The organism is Streptomyces sp. NPDC004838 (assembly GCF_053600955.1).
In genome coordinates, this window is record NZ_JBSGAW010000041.1 from 40,590 (window position 1) to 59,691 (window position 19,102).

A 19,102-nucleotide genomic window follows, 5' to 3' on the forward strand; every position below is an offset into this window, starting at 1 on the left:
GATATTTCGCTGTGGGAGAATCTTCACAAGGATGGGTGGTCTCGTTCGAAAGGCTGCGTCTGATCGGCTGCCCGTGCCGCGCGAGAATCAGCCGTCGAGACTGGGGGACAAGTCGGCTCATGAACCTGGTGGAACGGAACAAGGAACTGTCGACCATGGAGGGCATGCTCGATGCCGCCATGGCCGGGCGTGGCGGCATGCTGGTGGTGAGCGGCGCGGTCGCGAGCGGAAAAACCGCGTTACTCCGTGCCTTCGGGCAGCGGGTGAACGCCTCCGGGGCGCTGTTGATGCAGGCCACGGCATCGGAGGCGGAGCGCGACATACCCCTTGGGGTGATGGGGCAGTTACTGCTCTCGGCCGGGTTGCCGGACGAGGGTATGGCGGCTGCGGTGCGGTCCATGGTCGTCACGGAGTTGTGCGCCATTGTCCTCGAAGCGGCACGGGAAAAGCCCGTGACGCTCATCGTCGATGATGTGCAGCACATAGATCAGGATTCAATTGGGTGCCTGCTCTATCTGGCCCGCAGGCTGAGCAAGAACCGCATTCTTATAGTGCTCGCCGAGAGTGACGGTGAATTATCCGACAACATCCGCGTCCAGATGGATTTTCTACGCCTTCCGGACTGCCGCAATATCCGGCTCGGCCTGCTGACACGACGTGGTATCGGAGAAATGATCGGTGCCCATGGAGGGGAACGGTGGCGGACGCGCCCGCTCGTCGCGCAGCTGCACCGGACCGGTGGTGGAAATCCCCTCCTGACGAAAGCGCTCCTGGAGGACATCGCCGCATCGCTCGCCGACGGCGAGGAGAACGGGCTCGACGCGTGGGAGCCGGGCGAGTCCTACGAGCGTGCCGTCACGGCGTGCCTGTACCGCGTCGACCCCGTGCTTCAGCACATCGCCTGGGCGCTCGCCGTCCTCGGCCCACAGGCTGCGCCCACCGAACTGGCCGAAGTCCTGGGCGTCGGCCGGGAGTCGGTGCACCGCGGCCTGGCAGCCCTGGACACCATCGGACTGCTCGACTCCGGCTGGTTCCGGCACGACGCGGGCCGCGGCGCCGTGCTGCGCGGCATGGAGCCCTCGCACCGGGCCCGATTGGAGGCCCGCGTCGCTACGGTGCTGCACGAGCACGGCAGGGCCGCGACCGTGGTCGCACGGCATCTGATGCTCGCCGAGCGCGTCGACGACGCCTGGGCGCTGCCGACCCTCCTTGAGGCGGCCGACCGGGCCCTGGCCGACGACGACGTCACCCTGGCACTCTCCTGTCTGCGCGCCGCCCGCGACCTGTGCACCGACGAGGGGCGGTCCCTGGACATCAGGGCCACGCTGACCCGGGCCGCCTGGCGGGTCAATCCGGCCATCGGCGCCCGAAACCTGCCCGAACTCACGGCCGCCGCCCTCGCGGGCCGCCTCGGACACCGGCAGTCCGCCGAACTGGTCGGCCACCTCCTGTGGTTCGGCCAGGTCAACCAGGCGCTCGCCGTGCTGGACACCGCCCCGCGCGCCGGCGCGAGTGCGGGACTGCGCCACCGGCTCGACGACATCCGGCTGTGGACGGCGCGCACCTACCCGGGACTGCCCCGCCACGACCGGGCCGACCCGCGCGGTGCGGCGCCGCGGGCGGCCCCGTCCGCACGCAGCGTCCATCACCGGGTGGCGACCTTGGCGCAGGCGGCGTCCGACCCCACCAGGGACGACGTCGTGGTGCGGGCGGAGCAGATCCTCCAGGGCACCCGCCTGGACGACCACACGGTCCCCTCGCTGGTCGCCACCCTGGACTCGCTCGTCCTCGCCGACCACCTCGACGAGGCGGCGTACTGGTGCGAGACGCTCTTCAAGGAGGCCACCGAGCGGGGCGCCCCCATGTGGCAGGCACGGTTCGCCGCCGTCCAGGCCCGTATAGAAGTGCGGCTGGGCGGGCTGACCGCCGCCGAGGAGTCCGCGCGCACGGCGAACGTCCTCGTACCCGCCGAAGGCTGGGGCGTCGCCCTCGCGTCGCTCGTCGCCGTGTCCGTCTACGTGAAGACGGCCATGGGCCGGCTCGACGAGGCGGCCGACCATCTCAGCACGCCGGTCACGGAGGCGGCCTTCCAGACCCCTGACGGACTGCTCTATCTGTGGGCGCGCGGCTGCTACTACCTCGCGGCCGGACGCCCCTACGCGGCGCTCGACGACTTCCGCGCCTGCGGCGACACCATGACCGGCTGGGGTCTCGACCTGCCGGCCCTGGTTCCCTGGCGCACCGATGCCGCCCTGGCCCATCTGGCGCTCGGCGACAAGCGCCGCGCCCGCGGCCTGGCGGAGGAACAGCTCGCGCTGGTCGGTCCCGGAGCCGCGTGGACGCGCGGGGTGTCGCTGAGGGTCCTCGCCCGAACCTTCACCCCCGCCCGCCGTCTGCCGTTGTTGGAGGAGGCCGTGGAGATCATGCGGGAGACCGGGCACCGGCTCGAACTCGTCCGTGCCACCGACGAGTTGGCCCGCGCCCACCGTGAACTCGGCGACGCCGGGCAGGCCCGCCCGCTGGCCCGCAGGGCGCGTCGGCTGGCCGGGGAGTGCGGCGTACCGGCTCCTGAGGCACCGCCTACCCACACCGGCACGTCCTCCGCCCAGGACGGCACGGGCGCGACCCGCCCGCGGCAGGAGCCCGCCGAGCTCAGTGACGCGGAGCTGCGGGTCGCGACGCTCGCCGCACGGGGACTCACCAACCGGGAGATCGCCGGCAAGCTGTTCATCACGGTGAGCACGGTCGAACAGCACCTGACGCGCGCCTACCGAAAACTGGACGTCCAGCGCCGCACGGACCTGATGGCCAAGATCACCATCGCCAAGGGCTCCGGTCAGCGCTCGAAAGGCCGTCACCGCGCCGCGCGCCATCCGGCGTGACAGGTCCGAGAAGAGGAGTCCTTCGGTCATCTGCGAGGTCACAACTCCCTGCCGCTCGGGCGTCACTGTCGGTTCCGCTCCGGTTGTTCTACGGGGCGGGCGGTCACAGCGCGGTCCGAAAGCTCGCGCGGGTTACAGGAGTCGGCGGTTCACAGGAGTTGGTGAGCCGGTGAGCAACAGGAGTTCGGCCGGCACCGGATATGCCTTGATCCGGGCCTGTGGACGGGCGGTTCGCATCGGTACGCTGCGATCTGCGATCTGCGAACAGAGAGCTGCGAGCTGCGGTCCGCGGGACCGCCGACTGTGACCGGTGCGTGACGGGAGATCGGGCAGTCTCGTGCGGCGTGATCAGGTGCGGGCCGCCCGGCCGGACGCGAGGAGTGTAGATGAGGGTACTGGTGGTCGAGGACCACGCCGAGCTCGCGCAGTCGGTGGCGCGGGTGCTGCGCCGTGAGGGCATGGCGGTGGACGTGACGTACGACGGCGCGGACGCGCTCGAGCGCACGGGAGTCGTCGAGTACGACGTCGTAGTCCTCGACCGCGATCTGCCCGGCGTGCACGGCGATGAGGTGTGCACCCGGCTGGCCGACCAGCCGGTGCACGCCCGGGTGCTGATGCTGACCGCGTCCAGCACCATCGCCGACCGCGTCGAGGGCCTGAGCCTCGGCGCGGACGACTATCTGCCCAAGCCCTTCGCGTACGCCGAACTGGTCGCCCGTATCCGCGCGCTCGCCCGCCGCTCGCAGCCGGCCGTGCCGGCGGTCCTCGTCCACGGTGATCTGCGACTCGACCCGGCGCGGCGGATCGCGACCCGCGCCGCGCGGCGGCTCGCGCTCACCCCGAAGGAACTCGCGGTCCTGGAGTACCTGCTCGCGGCCCAAGGGCGCGCGGTGTCGACCGAGGAATTGCTGGAACGGGTGTGGGACGAGGCGGCCGACCCCTTCACCACCACCGTCAAGGCGACCATCAACCGGCTGCGTCCCAAGCTCGGCCACCCGCCGCTGATCGAGACCGTCCCGCGCGGCGGCTACCGGATTTGAGGCACCATGCGACTGCCGAAGCCCACGGCGCAGCCGCTCGCCGGCGCCGTCCGCCTTCTCACCGCGGCCGTAAGCCGTCTGACGCCCCGTCGGGTCCGGATGCGCCTCACCCTGCTCTACGGGGTGCTCTTCGTCGCCTCCGGCGCGGTGCTGCTCGCGATCACCTACCTGCTCGTCACACACGCCTCGTCGAACGTCATCGTCGGCAGGGAGGGCGGCGACGTGTCCCGGCTGACCCGCGGCCCGGACTCCGGTGCCTCCCTCGGCCTGACGGACGGCACTCCGCCCACCCTGGACTCCGGCCTCGGCGACCTGCGCGAACACGCCTACCGCCAGCACCAGCAGGGGCTGGAGAATCTGCTGGTGCAGGCGGGCATCGCCCTCGCCATCATGGCCGTGATCTCGATCGTGCTCGGCTGGCTGATGGCCGGGCGGGTACTGCGGCCACTGCGCACGATGACCGGCAGCATCCGCCGTATCTCCGCGCGCAATGTGCACGAGCGCCTCGCCGTCGCCGGGCCTGCCGACGAGGTGAAGGACCTCGCCGACACCGTCGACGGACTGCTCGGCCGGCTGGAGGCCGCCCTCGACTCCCACCGGCGTTTCGTCGCCAACGCCGCGCATGAGCTGCGTACGCCGCTCACCCTGGAGCACGCGCTGGTGGAGGAGTCGCTCATGGACCGCGACGCCACCGTGGAGTCGTACCGTTCGAGCATGGAGCGGCTGCTCGCGATCAGCCAGCAGCAGGCCCGTCTGCTCGAGTCGCTCCTCACCCTGTCCAGCAGTGAACGCGGTCTGGACCGTCGTGAAGAGGTCGACCTGGCCGACGTGGCCGAGCACGCGGTCGGCATCCCGCGCCCGGACGCCGACCGGCGCGACCTCGACGTGGAGATCAGGTCGGCGCCCGCCCCGATGACGGGCGACGCCGCACTCGTGCAGCGCCTGGTGGCCAATCTCGTCGACAACGCCGTGGACTACAACGTCCCCGGCGGACGGGTGGAGATCGCGACGGCCACGCGGGGCCGGCATGCGGTGGTGACCGTCACCAACACCGGTCCTGAGGTTCTGCCGGATCAGGTAGAGCGGCTCTTCGAGCCCTTCCAGCGGCTCGGCCGCACCGTCGGCGAGGGCCATCACGGGCTGGGCCTGTCCATCGTGCGCACCATCGCCACCGCCCACGACGCCGCGCTCACTGCCCGCGCGCGGCCGGGCGGCGGCCTGGTCGTGGAGGTTGCCTTCCCGTTGCGGAAGGACGCCGTGGTTCCGGCTCTCACCCGGGTGTGACGACCGGTGTGACGACTGCTCAGGAACAACCCCTCAGAGGCGGACAGGAATGACCCCGTAGGGGTGGGTAGGGGTGTCCAAGCCCGGAAAGCCGTTGTTAAGGTCGTCGTGTTCGGCCATCGGGAGACGTTCTTCCGCCAGGCGTATTTCTGCGACGGGCATCTCGCCCCGCACCAGGCGAAGACCTTTTCGGCCGGGACGCGTACCGGGGAACGGGCCATGGGCGCGAGCAGGATTCAGAGACTCGGCGAAACGTTCAGCTACGGATTCACCGCTGACGGGATGCTGCCCCCGGTCACGGTGTGATCCACCACGCGCGGCTGCGTATGCGCGTGGAGCGGGACCGAGTCACTAGGGGGAATCGAGTTGGCGATACCTGGCCACCCGCGCATTGATCGACTCATGGTCGTCGAAGTCGAGATCAGCTCTTTGTCGACAGGCGACTCGCCGAGGCTCTCCGGAGCCGATCAGGGACACGTGGAAGTCCTGGCGGCGGTGCAGACACCGCTGCCCCCGATCACCCTGCACCGCCCGACGATGCGGATCATCGACGGGCTGCACCGGGTACGTGCCGCGGAACTGCGCGGCCAGAGCAAGATCGCGGCCAGGTTCTTCGACGGCGCCGACGCCGACGCCTTCGTCCTGGCCGTGGAGTCCAACATCGCCCACGGACTGCCGCTGACGACCGCGGACCGCAAGCGCGCCGCGGACCGGATCATGAGCACGCATCCGCAGTGGTCGGACCGCATGATCGCCTCGGTGACCGGCATCGCGCCGGGCACGGTGGCCGAGCTGCGCCGGCGGTCGCAGGACGGCGAGACCGCGCGGACCAGCAGGATCGGCCAGGACGGCCGGATCCGTCCGGTCAGCGGCGCCGAGGGGCGCAGGCTGGCCAGCGAGATCATCGCCGAGAACCCGAGCCTGTCGCTGCGTCAGGTGGCCCGGGCCGCCTCCATCTCACCCGAGACGGTCCGTGACGTGCGCAACCGCATGATGCGCGGAGAGGACCCGCAGCCACCGGGCAGACGGCAGCCGCACCACGGAGACAGCGCGAACCGTGGGGCCTTCGGGCCCGTCGGCGTGGCTTCGCGCGCCACGGCCCAGGACCGGGCCGCGCTCGTGGAGCGGCTGAAGGCGGACCCGGCGCTGCGGTTCAGCGAGACCGGGCGCACCCTGCTGCGGCTGCTGAACCTCCACACCCTCGACACGGAGGAATGGGAGAGGATCGCCGACCGGGTTCCGCCGCACTGCGGTGTCGTCGTCGCCCACCTCGCCAAGGAATGCGCCGAGATGTGGACGGAGTTCGCGGCACGAGTGGAGCGGAAGGCCGCCGAGACGGCATAGCTGCGGCGGCGGGTGTCCAACCGGCCGATTCGCACGGTCGGACAGCGGGGCCGCGATGTGAAAACACTCGCGGCTCCGCTCCGAACTTCTTCGGTGAATTCGCATACCCGGGATTTCCGAGTTCCCGGGATTCTGGCATGCGCTCTTTCGGTGGCCTTTTGGATTGCCTATCGGCGGGCCTGGTGGGCGAAAATCCAGAACGGTAGTGTCCCTGCTAGGTGTGAAGCCGATGGAATTACGTGATCCCAGGAGGTTTCCGTCGCGTGTTAATCAGCCAAGGTCCTGGTGGAATTACCGTCGGAGACCCGAATTCGTCCGACAGCAAGAACAAGAGGCAGTCCCTGCGGCCCGGCACGGTGCCCCGCGCGCTCACCTATATACGGCCGCATCGGCGCTCGTTGCTGTTTCTGCTGCTCACCACCGTGGTCGACTCGCTCGCCATCGTGGCGACGCCGCTGCTGCTCAGGGAGATCATCGACGAGGGAATACTCAAGGACGACCTGGGGCTGGTCATCGCCCTGGCCCTCACCGTCGCCGGACTCGCCGTGGTCGACGCGGTGATGCAGCTCGGGCAGAGCTATTTCTCCGGCCGGATCGGTCAGGGGGTCAGCCACGATCTGCGCGTCCAGACCTTCACCCACGTCCAGCGGCAGCCCATGGCGTTCTTCACCCGCACCCAGACCGGGCTGCTCACCAGCAGGCTCAACGCGGACGTCATGCTGGCCCAGCAGGCCCTCGGTCTGCTGCTGACCTCGGTGACCAGTGTGCTGACCGTTGTGCTGGTCCTCGCCGAGATGTTCTACCTGTCCTGGCTCATCAGCCTGATCGCCGTGGCCCTGCTGCCGCTGTTCGTCGTGCCGGGCCTCTACGTCGGCCGGCGCCTGCAGCGCTACTCCAGGGAACAGATGCAGTCCAACGCGGAGTTGGCCGGCGTCGTCCAGGAGCGGTTCAACGTGAGCGGCGCCATGCTCGCCAAGCTGTACGGCCGCCCGCGGGAGGAGGCCGCCGCGTTCTCGGCACGTGCCGACAAGGTGCGCGACGTCGGTGTGAAGTGGACCGTGTTCAGCCGGCTGTCCTTCATCTCCATGGGGCTGCTCGCCGCGCTCGCGACGGCGCTCGTGTACGGAGCCGGCGGCGCCCTCGTACTGGACGACGTGTTCCGGATCGGCACGCTCGTCGCCCTCGCCGTACTCCTCGGCCGGCTGTACGGCCCGATCACCCAGCTGTCGGGCATGCAGGCGAACGCCCTGACCGCCCTGGTCAGCTTCGACCGCCTCTTCGAACTGCTCGACCTCAAGCCGCTCATCGAGGAGAAGCCCGGCGCGACCCCCCTGGCGCCGCCCGGCGCCGGCCCCGCGCCGCGCATCGAGTTCGACCAGGTCTCGTTCGGCTACCCGCGAGCGAGCGAGGTGTCCCTGGCGTCGCTGGAGTCCAACACGCAGTCCCCGGAGGAGCGTTCGAGGAAGAGCCCGCAGGTGCTGCACGAGCTGTCCTTCGAGCTGCTGTCCGGACGGCTCACCGCTCTGGTCGGGCCGTCGGGCGGCGGCAAGACGACCATGACGCACCTGGTGTCCCGCCTCTACGACCCCACCTCGGGCGCCGTCCGCATGGACGGCCACGACCTGCGGGACGTCACCCTCGACTCACTGCGCGACACCGTCGGGGTCGTCACCCAGGACGCGCACTTCTACCACGACACCATCCGCGCGAACTTGCTGTACGCCCGGCCCGAGGCCACCGAACAGGACCTCATGCATGCCTGTGACGGGGCGCAGATAGGGGAGTTGATCCGCTCGCTGCCCAGCGGCCTCGACACCGTCGTCGGCGACCGCGGCTACCGTCTCTCCGGCGGCGAGAAACAACGGCTCGCCCTGGCCAGGCTCATGCTCAAGGCACCCTCCGTCGTCATTCTGGACGAGGCCACCGCCCACCTGGACTCCGAGTCGGAGGCGGCCGTCCAGCGGGCGCTGACCACCGCGCTGCGCGATCGCACCTCCCTGGTCATCGCGCACCGTCTGTCCACCATCCGCGAGGCCGACCAGATCCTCGTCATCGACGGGGGCCGGGTGCGCGAACGCGGCACGCACGACGAGCTCCTGGAAGCCGGGGAACTGTACGCGGAGTTCTACCGCACCCAGTTCGACCGGCCTGCCGTCCGCGCCAACGGCTCCGAAGGACACCTCGGGGTCCGCGCCCGGCCGCAGGTCATGAACCTCGGGGACGGCCCGGTCATGGGTGGCGGTCCCATGCTCGGCACAGGGCCGATGCCCGGTGCGGGGCAGACGGCCGGCGGCGACGGACTCGCCCTCGGCGGCGGCATGCCACCGGGAGGCGGCGGCGAGTACATGGTGCGCCGCCGGGGCGAGCCGACCTAGGCCGACTGGAGGCCGTAAGGCCCGGCAGGGCGCCGGTCGGCCCACGCCACCCACATGACACGCACGCACACACGCACCGTCGCGCCGCCGAAGGGAGAGCGATGAGCAGCGAAACGGATTCCACCTTGCCCCTGTCCGAGAGCCAGGAGGGGATCTGGCTGGCCCAGCGCGTCGAGAGCTCACGCGGCTTCTACACCATCGGCCAGCACGTCGAGATCCTCGGGCCGCTGGACACCGGAGCCTTCGAGGACGCGTTGCACCGGGTCGTCGAGGAGACCGAGATCCTGCACGTGCGGTTCGTGGAGGAGCCGGGCGGCGGGGTGTCCCAACTCGTCGTCCCGGCACCGGAGTGGAGCCTGACGGCGGTCGACCTCTCCGCGCACCAGGACCCGTGGGCCGCGGCCGAGGCATGGATGCGCGCGGAGCTGCACCGGACGGCACAGTCCGCCGACGCCGGCCTGTTCGCGTACGCGCTGCTCACCCTCGCACCCGGCCGGCACGTGTGGTACCAGCGCTACAACCACCTGCTGATGGACGGCTTCGGCTGCTCGCTGATGGCCCGCCGCGTCGCCGAGCTGTACACGGCCGCGCTGCACTCAGACCCGGCCCGGCCCGCGGGACACGCGCCGCTGCGTGAGCTGCTGGGACAGGAATCCGCGTACCGCGACTCCGAGGAGTACACCCGGGACCGCCGCTATTGGCACGACCACTTCGCCGACCGGCCGGAGCTCATCGCCCTCCCGGGCCACCGCCCCACCGCTCCCGACGGCCCCGTGCAGGCCACGGGTCACCTTCCGCCGCCCGCCGTGCGCGCCCTGCACGAGGCCGCGGCGCACGCCAAGGTGAGCTGGCCCCGGCTGTTCGTCGCCGCGGTCGGCGCCTTCACCTGCCGGATGACGGGCGCCGACGAAGCCGTACTGAGCCTGCCCGTCGCCGCACGCCTGACGGGCCCCGCGCGGCGCACCCCGGGCACGATGGCGAACGTCCTGCCCTTCCGGCTGCCCGCCACCCCGGCCATGAGCCTGAACGACCTGGCCCGCGCGTCCGGGCCCGAAACCGCCGGACTGCTCAGGCACCAGCGCTACCGAGGCGAGCGACTGCGCCGCGAACTGGCCTGGCCGGACGGCGGTCGCTGGCACTTCGGCCCCTTCGTCAACATCCTGCCCCTCGGGGAGAACCTGCGCTTCGGCGACTGCCGAGGCATCGTCAGGGACCTGTCGAATCGCCGCGTCGAGGAACTGAGCGTGGTGGCGAGCGGCTGGTCCGACGACCAGGGCATGTCCGTCTCCCTGGAGGCCAACCCCGCGCACTACGACCAGGACTGGGTGCGGGGGAGCCATCGGTTCCTGGTGCGCTTCCTGGAATGCCTGGTCGCGGACCCGGCCACGCCGATCGGCCGGATCGACGCCGCGGCACAGCTTCAGCCCGTCGCCGTGGCACACCCCCGTCCCGCCACCACCCCGCCGCCCGAGCCGATGCGGACACCGCCGGTTCCGGAGCTGATCGCCGGTCAGGCGCTGCGCCGCCCCGACGCCGTGGCCCTCACGGACGGCGCGGGCTCCCTGACGTACGGCGAGATGTGGCGGCGGGCCGGGCAGGTCGCCCGGAATCTGGTGGGCGCGGGCGTCGGCCGGGGCGATCGGGTCGCCGTGGTGATGGAGCGGTCTTCGGACCTGGTGGTGGCGCTGCTCGGGGTGTGGCGGACCGGGGCCGCCTACGTCCCCGTGGACCCCGGCCATCCGGCGGAACGGGTGGCGCGGGTTCTCACCGACTGCGCCGCGTCCGTGGTGGTGTGCGCCGGGACGACGCGTGCGACGGTGCCGGAGAGCGGTGCCCGGGTGGTGATGCTCGACGACCCGGCCACCACCGGGGAGCCGGCCGCCGACGAGGCAGCCGACCTCCCCCTCGGCCCGGCGAGCCCGCACGACGTGGCATACGTGATGTACACCTCGGGGTCGACGGGCGCACCGAAGGGCGTGGCCGTGCCGCATGCCGGTGTGGCCGCGCTGGTCGGCGAGCGCGCCTGGGAGATGACCCCCGGCGACACGGTGCTGATGCACGCACCGCACGCCTTCGACGCCTCCCTGTACGAGGTGTGGGTCCCGCTCGCCGCGGGCGGCCGGGTGGTCGTCGCCGGGCCGGGTCCCGTCGACGCGCAACGCGTACGCGCCCACGTGGCCGCGGGCGTCACGCGGCTGCATCTGACGGCGGGCACGTTCCGGGTCCTCGCGGACCAGGAGCCGGAGAGCCTCACCGGTCTGCGCGAGGTGCTGACGGGCGGAGACGTGGTGCCCGCCGCCTCGGTCGCCCGGGTGCGCGAGGCATGCCCCGACGTGACCGTCCGGCACCTGTACGGGCCGACCGAGGTCACCCTCTGCGCGACCTGGCACCTGATCCGGCCGGGCGGGGCGACAGGCCCGGTGCTGCCCATAGGGCGCGCCCTGCCGGGGCGGCACACCTTCGTTCTCGACGCCTTCCTGCGGCCCGTGGAGCCCGGCCTGGTCGGTGAGTTGTACGTCGCCGGTGCCGGCCTCGCGCGCGGTTACTGGGGTCAGGCGGGTCTGTCGGCTGAGCGGTTCGTGGCGTGTCCGTTCGTGCCGGGTGAGCGGATGTACCGGACCGGCGATCTGGTGCGGTGGACCGATGACGGGGCGCTGGTCTTTGTCGGTCGTGCGGATGCGCAGGTGAAGATCCGTGGGTTCCGCGTGGAGCTGGGCGAGGTGGAGGCGGTGCTCGCCGCGCATCCGTCGGTGGCCCAGGCAGTGGTGACCGTGCGCGAGGACACCCCGGGCGAGCGTCGTCTCGTCGGGTACGTCGTGCCCGAGGACCCGGACGGCGTGGAACCCGACGCCGTACGCGCCCACGCCGCCGGACTGCTGCCCCAGCCCATGGTGCCGGCCGCGGTGTGCGCCCTGGACGCCCTGCCCGTCACCCGGAACGGCAAGGTCGACCGAGCGGCCCTGCCCGCGCCGGACTTTGCGGGCAGAGTCACCGGGCGCGCCCCCCGGACCCCCGCCGAGGCGGCCCTGTGTGAGCTGTTTGCCGCCATACTGAAACTCGACGAGGTCGGCGCCGACGACAGCTTCTTCGCCCTGGGCGGCGACTCGATCATGGCGATGCAACTGGCCGCCCAGGCGCGCCGCGCGGGCCTGCTCTGCACCGCGCAGGACGTGTTCGAGAACGAGACACCGGCGGCCCTGGCGACCGTGGCCACGCTCACCGAAGCGGCGCGGCCGACCGGTCACGAGGAGCCCGGTGCCTCGGACACCGGACCGCTCCTGACGGACCTGGCGCCAAACGAGCTCGCCCGGCTGCGCGCGGAGCGGCCCGGCCTCGTGGACGTATGGCCGCTGTCACCGCTCCAGGAAGGCATGCTCTTCCACGCGACGTTCGACCACGACAGCCCCGACGTGTACGCCAGCCAGCGCGTCCTGGCCCTCGACGGACCTTTGGACGTGGCGCGGCTGCGCGCCTCCTGGAAGGTGCTCCTCGATCGCCACGGCGTACTGCGCGCCTCCTTCGGCCGGCGCGACTCCGGCGAGCAGGTGCTCGTCATCGAGCGGGACGTGCCGCTGCCCTGGCGTGCGGCTGACGCATCGACGCTGCCGGGTCCCGAGGCGGCGGCCGAGGCCGCACGGCTCGCCGAGGCGGAGAAGGCCGAACGCTTCGACCTCACGGCGGCCCCGCTGCTGCGGCTGCTCCTCATACGGCTCGACGAACACCGCCACCACCTGGTCATCACCAGCCATCACACCCTCCTCGACGGCTGGTCCATGTCGGTCGTCTTCGGCGAGCTGGCCGAGCTGTACGCCGCCGACGGCGACGGGCGGACGCTGCCCGCCGCGACCTCGTACCGCGCCTACCTGGACTGGCTGGCCCGCCAGGACCGGGAGTCGGCACGCCGCGCCTGGCAGTCGGCGCTCGCGGGAGCCGGGGAGCCCACGCTGGTGGTGCCCGAGGAGGCCGTCAGGACACCGGTCGTGCCCCGACCGGTGCGGTTCGAGTTCAGCGACGAACTCACGTCCGCCGTCGGCACGTTGGCGCGTGCCCATGGCGTGACGGTCAACACGGTCGTACAGGCGGCGTGGGCGCTGGTCCTCGCCCGGCTCGTGGGACGTACGGACGTCGTCTTCGGTACGACGGTGGCCGGCCGGCACGCCGAGCTGCCGGGCATCGAGTCGATCGTCGGACCGTTCATCAACACCCTGCCCGTGCGCGCCGCCCTGGCGCCGGACCGGGCGGTCGCCGAGCTGCTGACCGAGCTGCGCGAACACCACGTCTCGCTCATGCCCCACCAGCACCTGGGTCTGAAGGAGATCCGGGGGGCCGCCGGCGACGGCGCGGTCTTCGACACTCTCGTCGTATTCGAGAACCTGCCCGAGGCACCGGCCGCGCCCGCCACTCAGGAGTCCGCGCCGACCATGCGGCCCGTCGGGGAGCCCGAGGACCGCGGCCACTACCCGCTGGCGCTGATCGTGGTGCCCGACGAGCGGCTGCGCGGACACCTCGTCGGCCGCCCGGACGTGATCGCGCCCGAACGCGTCGCCGAACTGGTCCGCTGGCTCACCCGGGTCCTGGAACAGATGACGGCCGACCCAGCGCAGCCCCTGGGACGCGTCGCCGTCCTGGGCACCGGCGAGCGCGCGCTCGCCGCCGCACGAGCGCGCGCGGCGGAGGAAACGGGCCCGTCCGGCACCCACGACGACGTCCTGGTGCCCGACGCCTTCACACGCCGGGCCGTCGAAGCGCCCACCGACGTGGCCCTGGAGGCGGACGGACAGACCGTCACCTACGCCGAGCTGGCCGCCGGGTCGGCCCGCCTCGCCCGGTACCTCATGAGCGAGGGCGTCGGGCCGGAGCGCCGGGTCGCCGTCCTGGCCGACCGCTCCGTCGAGCTGATCACGGCCCTGCTGGCCGTGTCGCTGGCGGGCGGCGTCTTCGTCCCGCTCGACCCCGGCCACCCGCAGGCGCGGCTGCGCCTGATGCTCGACGACGTAACTCCGCCCGTCGTGCTGTGCACGCGCGCGACACGCGACGCCGTACCCCCGGAGTACCCGGGCCACGTCGTGGTCGTCGACGACCAGGAGATGTCCCGGGCGATCGCCGGGCATGCCGACGGACCCGTGACCGACCGGGACCGCCGGGCGCCGCTGCGGGCGGCGCACGCCGCCTACACGATCTACACGTCCGGTTCGACCGGAACCCCCAAGGGCGTGGTCGTCCCGCACGGCGCGCTGCGCAACCTCGTCACCGACCACGCCCGGCGCTACGCGCTGGACGCGGCCAGCCGGGTCCTGCAACTCGTGTCGCCGAGCTTCGACGTGTCGATGGCGGACATCTGGCCGGTGCTGTCCGCGGGCGGACGCCTGGTGCTCGCCCCGCCCGCACGGCGCCACGCGAGCGGAGAGGACCTGGTACGCCTGATGCACGCCGCCCGGGTGACCCACGTGGCAATGACCCCGACGATGCTCGCGCAGCTGCCACCCCAGCACCTGCCCGCACTACGTGTGCTGATCATCGGCGGCGAGACCGCGCCCGACGACCTGCGGCGATGCTGGACCGTCACCGGCCGCGACGTGCACAGCGAGTACGGCGTCACCGAAGCGGCCGTCACCTCGACCGTGAGCCGCCCGCTGCACGCCGAGGACCGGCCCACCACGGGCCGCCCGATCGCCCGCACCGCCGCCTACGTGCTGGACGGCTTCCTCCACCCGGTGGGCCCCGGCACGGTCGGCGAGCTCTATCTCGCCGGCGCCGGTCTGGCCCGCGGCTACCTGGACAGGCCCGGACTGACGGCCCGACGGTTCGTGGCCTGCCCGTTCGCACCCGGCGAGCGCATGTACCGTACCGGAGACCTGGTACGCCGGACCCGGGCGGGAGACCTCGTCTACGAGGGCCGCGCCGACGCACAGGTGAAGGTGCGCGGGTTCCGCGTGGAACCCGGCGAGATCGAGGCGGTCCTCGCCGCACACTCCGGGGTCGGTCGCGCGGTGGTGGCGCTCCGGCGCGACGGCAGGGGCGAGCGGCGCCTGGTCGGCTATGTGACCCCGGCAGCGGAGGGCGCCGTCTCCACGACGGTGGACAGCGCCGTCTCCACGACGTCACAACGGCACCTCCTGGACGGCGAGTCGGTCCGTACGGCCATCGCCGACACCCTCCCCGCCCACATGGTGCCCGCAGCCGTCATGGTGCTGGACACCCTGCCGGTCACCCCGAACGGCAAGACCGACCTCCCGGCCCTGCCCACCCCCGACTTCGCCGAACGCGTCGCGGGGCGTGCTCCCGAGGGCGCCGCGGAGGAGATCCTCTGCGCCCTGTTCGCCGAAGTGCTCGGCCTGGAACGAGTCGGCGCCGACGACAACTTCTTCCGCCTCGGCGGCGACTCCATCACCTCCATGCAACTGGTCAGCCGTGCCCGCGGGGCCGGCGTGTCCTTCACCGCGCAGGACGTCTTCGAACGCCCGACGGCGGCCGACCTCGCACCCGTCGCCCGGCTCGGCACCGGAACGGAGCCCGCCTGGGACATCGGCGTGGGCGAGGTGCCGTGGACACCGGTGATGCGGGCACTCGGCGAGCGGGTCACCGGCAAAGCCTTCGCCCAGTGGGTGACCCTCGGCGCACCGGCCGGGCTGGGCACCGAGGCACTGACGGCGGGCATACGAGCCCTGCTCAACACCCACGACATGCTGCGCGCCCGGACCGAAACGGACGGACCGGCGACGCGCCTCGTCGTGCGCGAGAGGGGCGCGGTGGACCCGGCGGAGCTGGTCACCACCACCGACGCGACCCAGGTGGCCGAGCCGGACCTGGACGAGGCCGCGGACCGGGCCGCGGGCGATGCGGTACGGCGCCTCGACCCGTCGTCCGGCGTGATGCTCCAGGCGGTGTGGCTGGACGCCGGACCCGCCCGCACCGGCCGACTGGTACTGGCGCTGCACCACCTGGCCGTGGACGGAGTGTCCTGGCGGATTCTCGTGCCCGACCTGCGGGCCGCCTGCGAGGCCGCCGCGACCGGCCGCGAGCCCTCCCTCGACCCGGTCGGAACGTCGTTCCGCCGCTGGGCGAGCCTCCTCGCCGGACAGGCCAGCCAGCCCGAACGCACCGCCGAGCTCGAGGGCTGGGGCGCCGTGGTGGCCCATGCGGAACCCCCCTTGGGCGGGCGCAACCTCGACCCGGTCCGGGACACCGCGGCCACCGTGCGCCGCGCGAGGTGGACGGTGCCCGCGCGACAGGCCCGCACCCTGGTCGGCGAGACCCCGCTCCTGTTCCACTGCGGTGTCCATGAGGTGCTCCTGTCCACCCTGGCGGGCGCCGTCCGCCTGGTCCGCGGACGCCCCGCCGCCCCGGACGCGGGCGCCGCACGGCACCCCCGCGACGGGAGCGGCGACGGGAACGGCGTCGTCCTGATCGACGTAGAAGGCCACGGACGCCACTCGCTCGGGGGCGCGGACCTCCTGCGCACCGTGGGCTGGTTCACCAGCGTGCACCCCGTACGCGTCGACCTCACACGCGTCGACCTCGACGAGGCACTGGCCGGCGGACCGTCCGTCGGCACACTCCTGAAGGCCGTCAAGGAGCAGGCGCGGGAGATACCGGGCGACGGACTCGGCTACGGCCTGCTGCGCCACCTGGGCCCCGAGACCGCCCCCATCCTGGCCGCCCTGCCCAGCCCCCAGGTGGGCTTCAACTACCTGGGCCGCTTCTCCACCGCCCCAGGCACCGGGGCCGTGGCCCCCTGGCAACTGGCAGGACAGACGCCGATCGGCGGCTCGGCCGCCCCCGACCTGCCCGCGGCACACGTCGTCGAAGCCGCAGCAGCCGTCCGCGACACCGCCGACGGACCCGAGCTCACCCTCACGCTCAGCTGGCCCACCGCGGTCCTCGACGAGGCGACGGCCGACCACCTCGGCCGCACCTGGCTCGACCTGCTCGCCGCCCTCGCCGGCCACACCGCGGACCCCACCGCGGGCGGACACACCCCGTCCGACTTCACGCTCGTCGACCTCGCCCAGGACGAGGTCGAGGAGTTCGAGGCGATAGCGGCCCAACTGGCCGGCCACGGCCTGGAAGAACGCGACGGCGTCGAAGAGCACCACGGACTCGCACAGCACCACGGACTCGAAGGAATTGAAGGACTCGAAGGAGGACGGTCACTGTGAAGGCTCCCACCGCCGGTCAAGGCTCCCCTGTCCAGGGGTCCGCCCTCGCGGAGGTATGGCCGCTGTCTCCGCTTCAGGAGGGGCTGTTGTTCCACGCCGACTTCGACGGAGGGGACCGGCCTGACACCTACACCGTGCAGTCCGTCCTGTCCGTCGACGGCCCGCTGGACGCGGCACGGCTGCGGACGGCGTGGCAGGCGCTCCTCACCCGCCACCCCGCCCTCCGGGCGAGCTTCCACCGGCGCGCCTCCGGCGAGGCCGTGCAGCTCATCATGCGGGAGGTCACCCTGCCGTGGACCGAGGCCGACCTGTCGGACCGGACGGAGACCGCCGCGCGCACCGAACTGGACCGCCTGGTGCGCGCCGAACGGGCCCGAAGGATCGACCCGGCCGTCGCCCCCTTGCTGCGACTCCTCCTCGTACGTCTCGGAGCACGCGAACACCGCCTTGTCCTGACGAGCCATCACATACTGCTCGACGGCTGGTCCCTGCCCGTCCTGCTGGACGAACTCACCACGATCTACGAGGCGAACGGCGACACCTCGTCCCTCGCGCCGGTCACGTCGTACCGCGCCTACCTGGCGTGGCTGGCCCGCCAGGACAAGGAGGCCGCGCGGACCGCCTGGCGCACGGAACTCGCAGGCGCCGAGGAGCCCACGCTCGTCGCCACGGCGACGCCCCCGGCACCCGGCACGGCCGCACCGACGCGCCGCTCCGTCCACCTCTCCCCGGAGACGACCAGCGCCCTCACCGACCTGGCACGCACCCACGGTCTCACCCTGAACACCGTCGTCCAGGGCGTCTGGGCGCTGGTGCTGGCCCGTCTGTCCGGCCGTACGGACGTCGTCTTCGGCGTGACCGTGGCGGGGCGCCCGGCGGAGCTGACCGGTGCCGAGTCCGCGATCGGCCTGTTCATCAACACCGTCCCCGTCCGGGTGCGCCTCGACGGCACGCAGCCGGTGCTGCGGATGCTCGCCGAACTCCAGGAACACAACACCGCACTCATGCCACATCAGCACCTGGGCCTGGCGGACATCCAGAGCGCGGCCGGCCCCGGAGCGACCTTCGACACGCTCCTCGTCTACGAGAACTACCCACGCACCGGCAGGCAGTCGCCCGCCCCGGACACCGTCACCTTCTCCTCCGTGGAGGCACGCCAGGCTACGCACTACCCCCTGTCCATAGGCATCGCCCCCGACGAACGCCTCCGCATGGACGTGACCTACCACCCCGAGCTCGTCGACGAGCAGCTCGGCGAGGCACTGGGCGGCATCCTCGCGCGGGTTCTGGAACAGGTGGTCGGGGATCCGTCGGTGTTGGTGGGCCGGGTGGGTGTGCTGACCGGTCCGGAGCGCGGTCTCGTGTTGGAGGGATGGGGGGCCACGGCGGGCGGGGTTCCGGCCGGGTTGGTGCCGGAGCTGATTGAGGGGCGGGTGAGGGAGTCGGCGGGTGCGGTGGCGTTGGTGGAGGGTGATCGGTCGTTGTCGTATGGGGAGTTGTGGGCGGCGTCGGGTGGTGTGGCGTCGTTTCTCGCGGGTGTGGGTGTGCGGCGTGGTGATCGGGTCGCGGTGGTGATGGAGCGGTCCGTGGATCTGGTGGCGGTGCTGCTGGGGGTGTGGCGTGCGGGGGCGGCGTATGTCCCTGTGGATGCGGGGTCTCCGGCGGAGCGGGTGGCTTTGGTTCTGGCGGACTGTGCTCCGGTGGTGGTGGTGTGTGCGGAGGCGACGCGTGCGGTGGTGCCGGAGGGTGTCGGCGTGCGGGTCGTGGTGGTGGACGAGGCCGCTGTCGTGGGCGAGTTGGCCGTTTGCGGGGACGCGCCCGTGGTTCGGGTCGGTCCGGGTGATGTGGCGTATGTGATGTACACGTCGGGGTCGACGGGGGTGCCGAAGGGTGTGGCGGTGCCGCATGGGAGTGCGGCGGCGTTGGTGGGTGAGCGTGAGTGGCGTGTGGGGCCGGGCGACGCGGTGTTGATGCATGCGCCGCATGCGTTTGATGTGTCGTTGTTCGAGTTGTGGGTG

At 72.1% G+C, this 19,102-nt stretch carries 8 protein-coding genes; all 8 read left to right on the plus strand.

Features of this window, described 5'->3' with window-relative positions; translation table 11 throughout:
• The first annotated feature begins 119 nt into the window (after positions 1-119).
• Complete coding sequence (locus ACWEFL_RS33175; protein ID WP_451720050.1) at positions 120-2,882, plus strand: AAA family ATPase; 2,763 nt, start codon at positions 120-122, stop codon at positions 2,880-2,882.
• A 386-nt stretch (positions 2,883-3,268) separates the two neighbouring features.
• Entirely contained in the window at positions 3,269-3,922 is a 654-nt protein-coding gene (locus ACWEFL_RS33180) for a response regulator transcription factor (RefSeq protein WP_451720053.1), read from the plus strand.
• A 6-nt stretch (positions 3,923-3,928) separates the two neighbouring features.
• Positions 3,929-5,206, plus strand: coding sequence for a sensor histidine kinase (locus tag ACWEFL_RS33185; protein ID WP_451720056.1), 1,278 nt, complete (start codon positions 3,929-3,931; stop codon positions 5,204-5,206).
• 108 nt (positions 5,207-5,314) lie between these two features.
• Positions 5,315-5,512: a hypothetical protein gene (locus ACWEFL_RS33190; RefSeq protein WP_451720059.1), complete on the plus strand. Its 198-nt coding sequence runs from the start codon at positions 5,315-5,317 to the stop codon at positions 5,510-5,512.
• Positions 5,513-5,608: 96 nt separating this feature from the next.
• Positions 5,609-6,550: a streptomycin biosynthesis protein gene (locus tag ACWEFL_RS33195; protein WP_451720062.1), complete on the plus strand. Its 942-nt coding sequence runs from the start codon at positions 5,609-5,611 to the stop codon at positions 6,548-6,550.
• Between the two features lie 263 nt (positions 6,551-6,813).
• Entirely contained in the window at positions 6,814-8,925 is a 2,112-nt protein-coding gene (locus tag ACWEFL_RS33200) for an ABC transporter ATP-binding protein (protein WP_451720065.1), read from the plus strand.
• Between the two features lie 101 nt (positions 8,926-9,026).
• The gene (locus ACWEFL_RS33205) at positions 9,027-17,084 is read left to right on the plus strand and encodes an amino acid adenylation domain-containing protein (RefSeq protein WP_451720068.1); all 8,058 of its coding nucleotides are present in this window, start codon (positions 9,027-9,029) and stop codon (positions 17,082-17,084) included.
• Positions 17,081-19,102 (plus strand): condensation domain-containing protein (locus ACWEFL_RS33210; protein ID WP_451720070.1); only part of this gene is annotated, 2,022 nt, incomplete at its 3' end. The genes ACWEFL_RS33205 and ACWEFL_RS33210, both read left to right, overlap by 4 nt.

Bases quoted from the DNA above. Each gene is read 5' to 3' on its own strand.
- ACWEFL_RS33180 (WP_451720053.1), top strand. From the start codon at position 3,269: ATGAGGGTACTGGTGGTCGAGGACCACGCCGAGCTCGCGCAGTCGGTG.
- ACWEFL_RS33205 (WP_451720068.1), top strand. From the start codon at position 9,027: ATGAGCAGCGAAACGGATTCCACCTTGCCCCTGTCCGAGAGCCAGGAG.
- ACWEFL_RS33185 (WP_451720056.1), top strand. From the start codon at position 3,929: ATGCGACTGCCGAAGCCCACGGCGCAGCCGCTCGCCGGCGCCGTCCGC.
- ACWEFL_RS33175 (WP_451720050.1), top strand. From the start codon at position 120: ATGAACCTGGTGGAACGGAACAAGGAACTGTCGACCATGGAGGGCATG.
- ACWEFL_RS33195 (WP_451720062.1), top strand. From the start codon at position 5,609: ATGGTCGTCGAAGTCGAGATCAGCTCTTTGTCGACAGGCGACTCGCCG.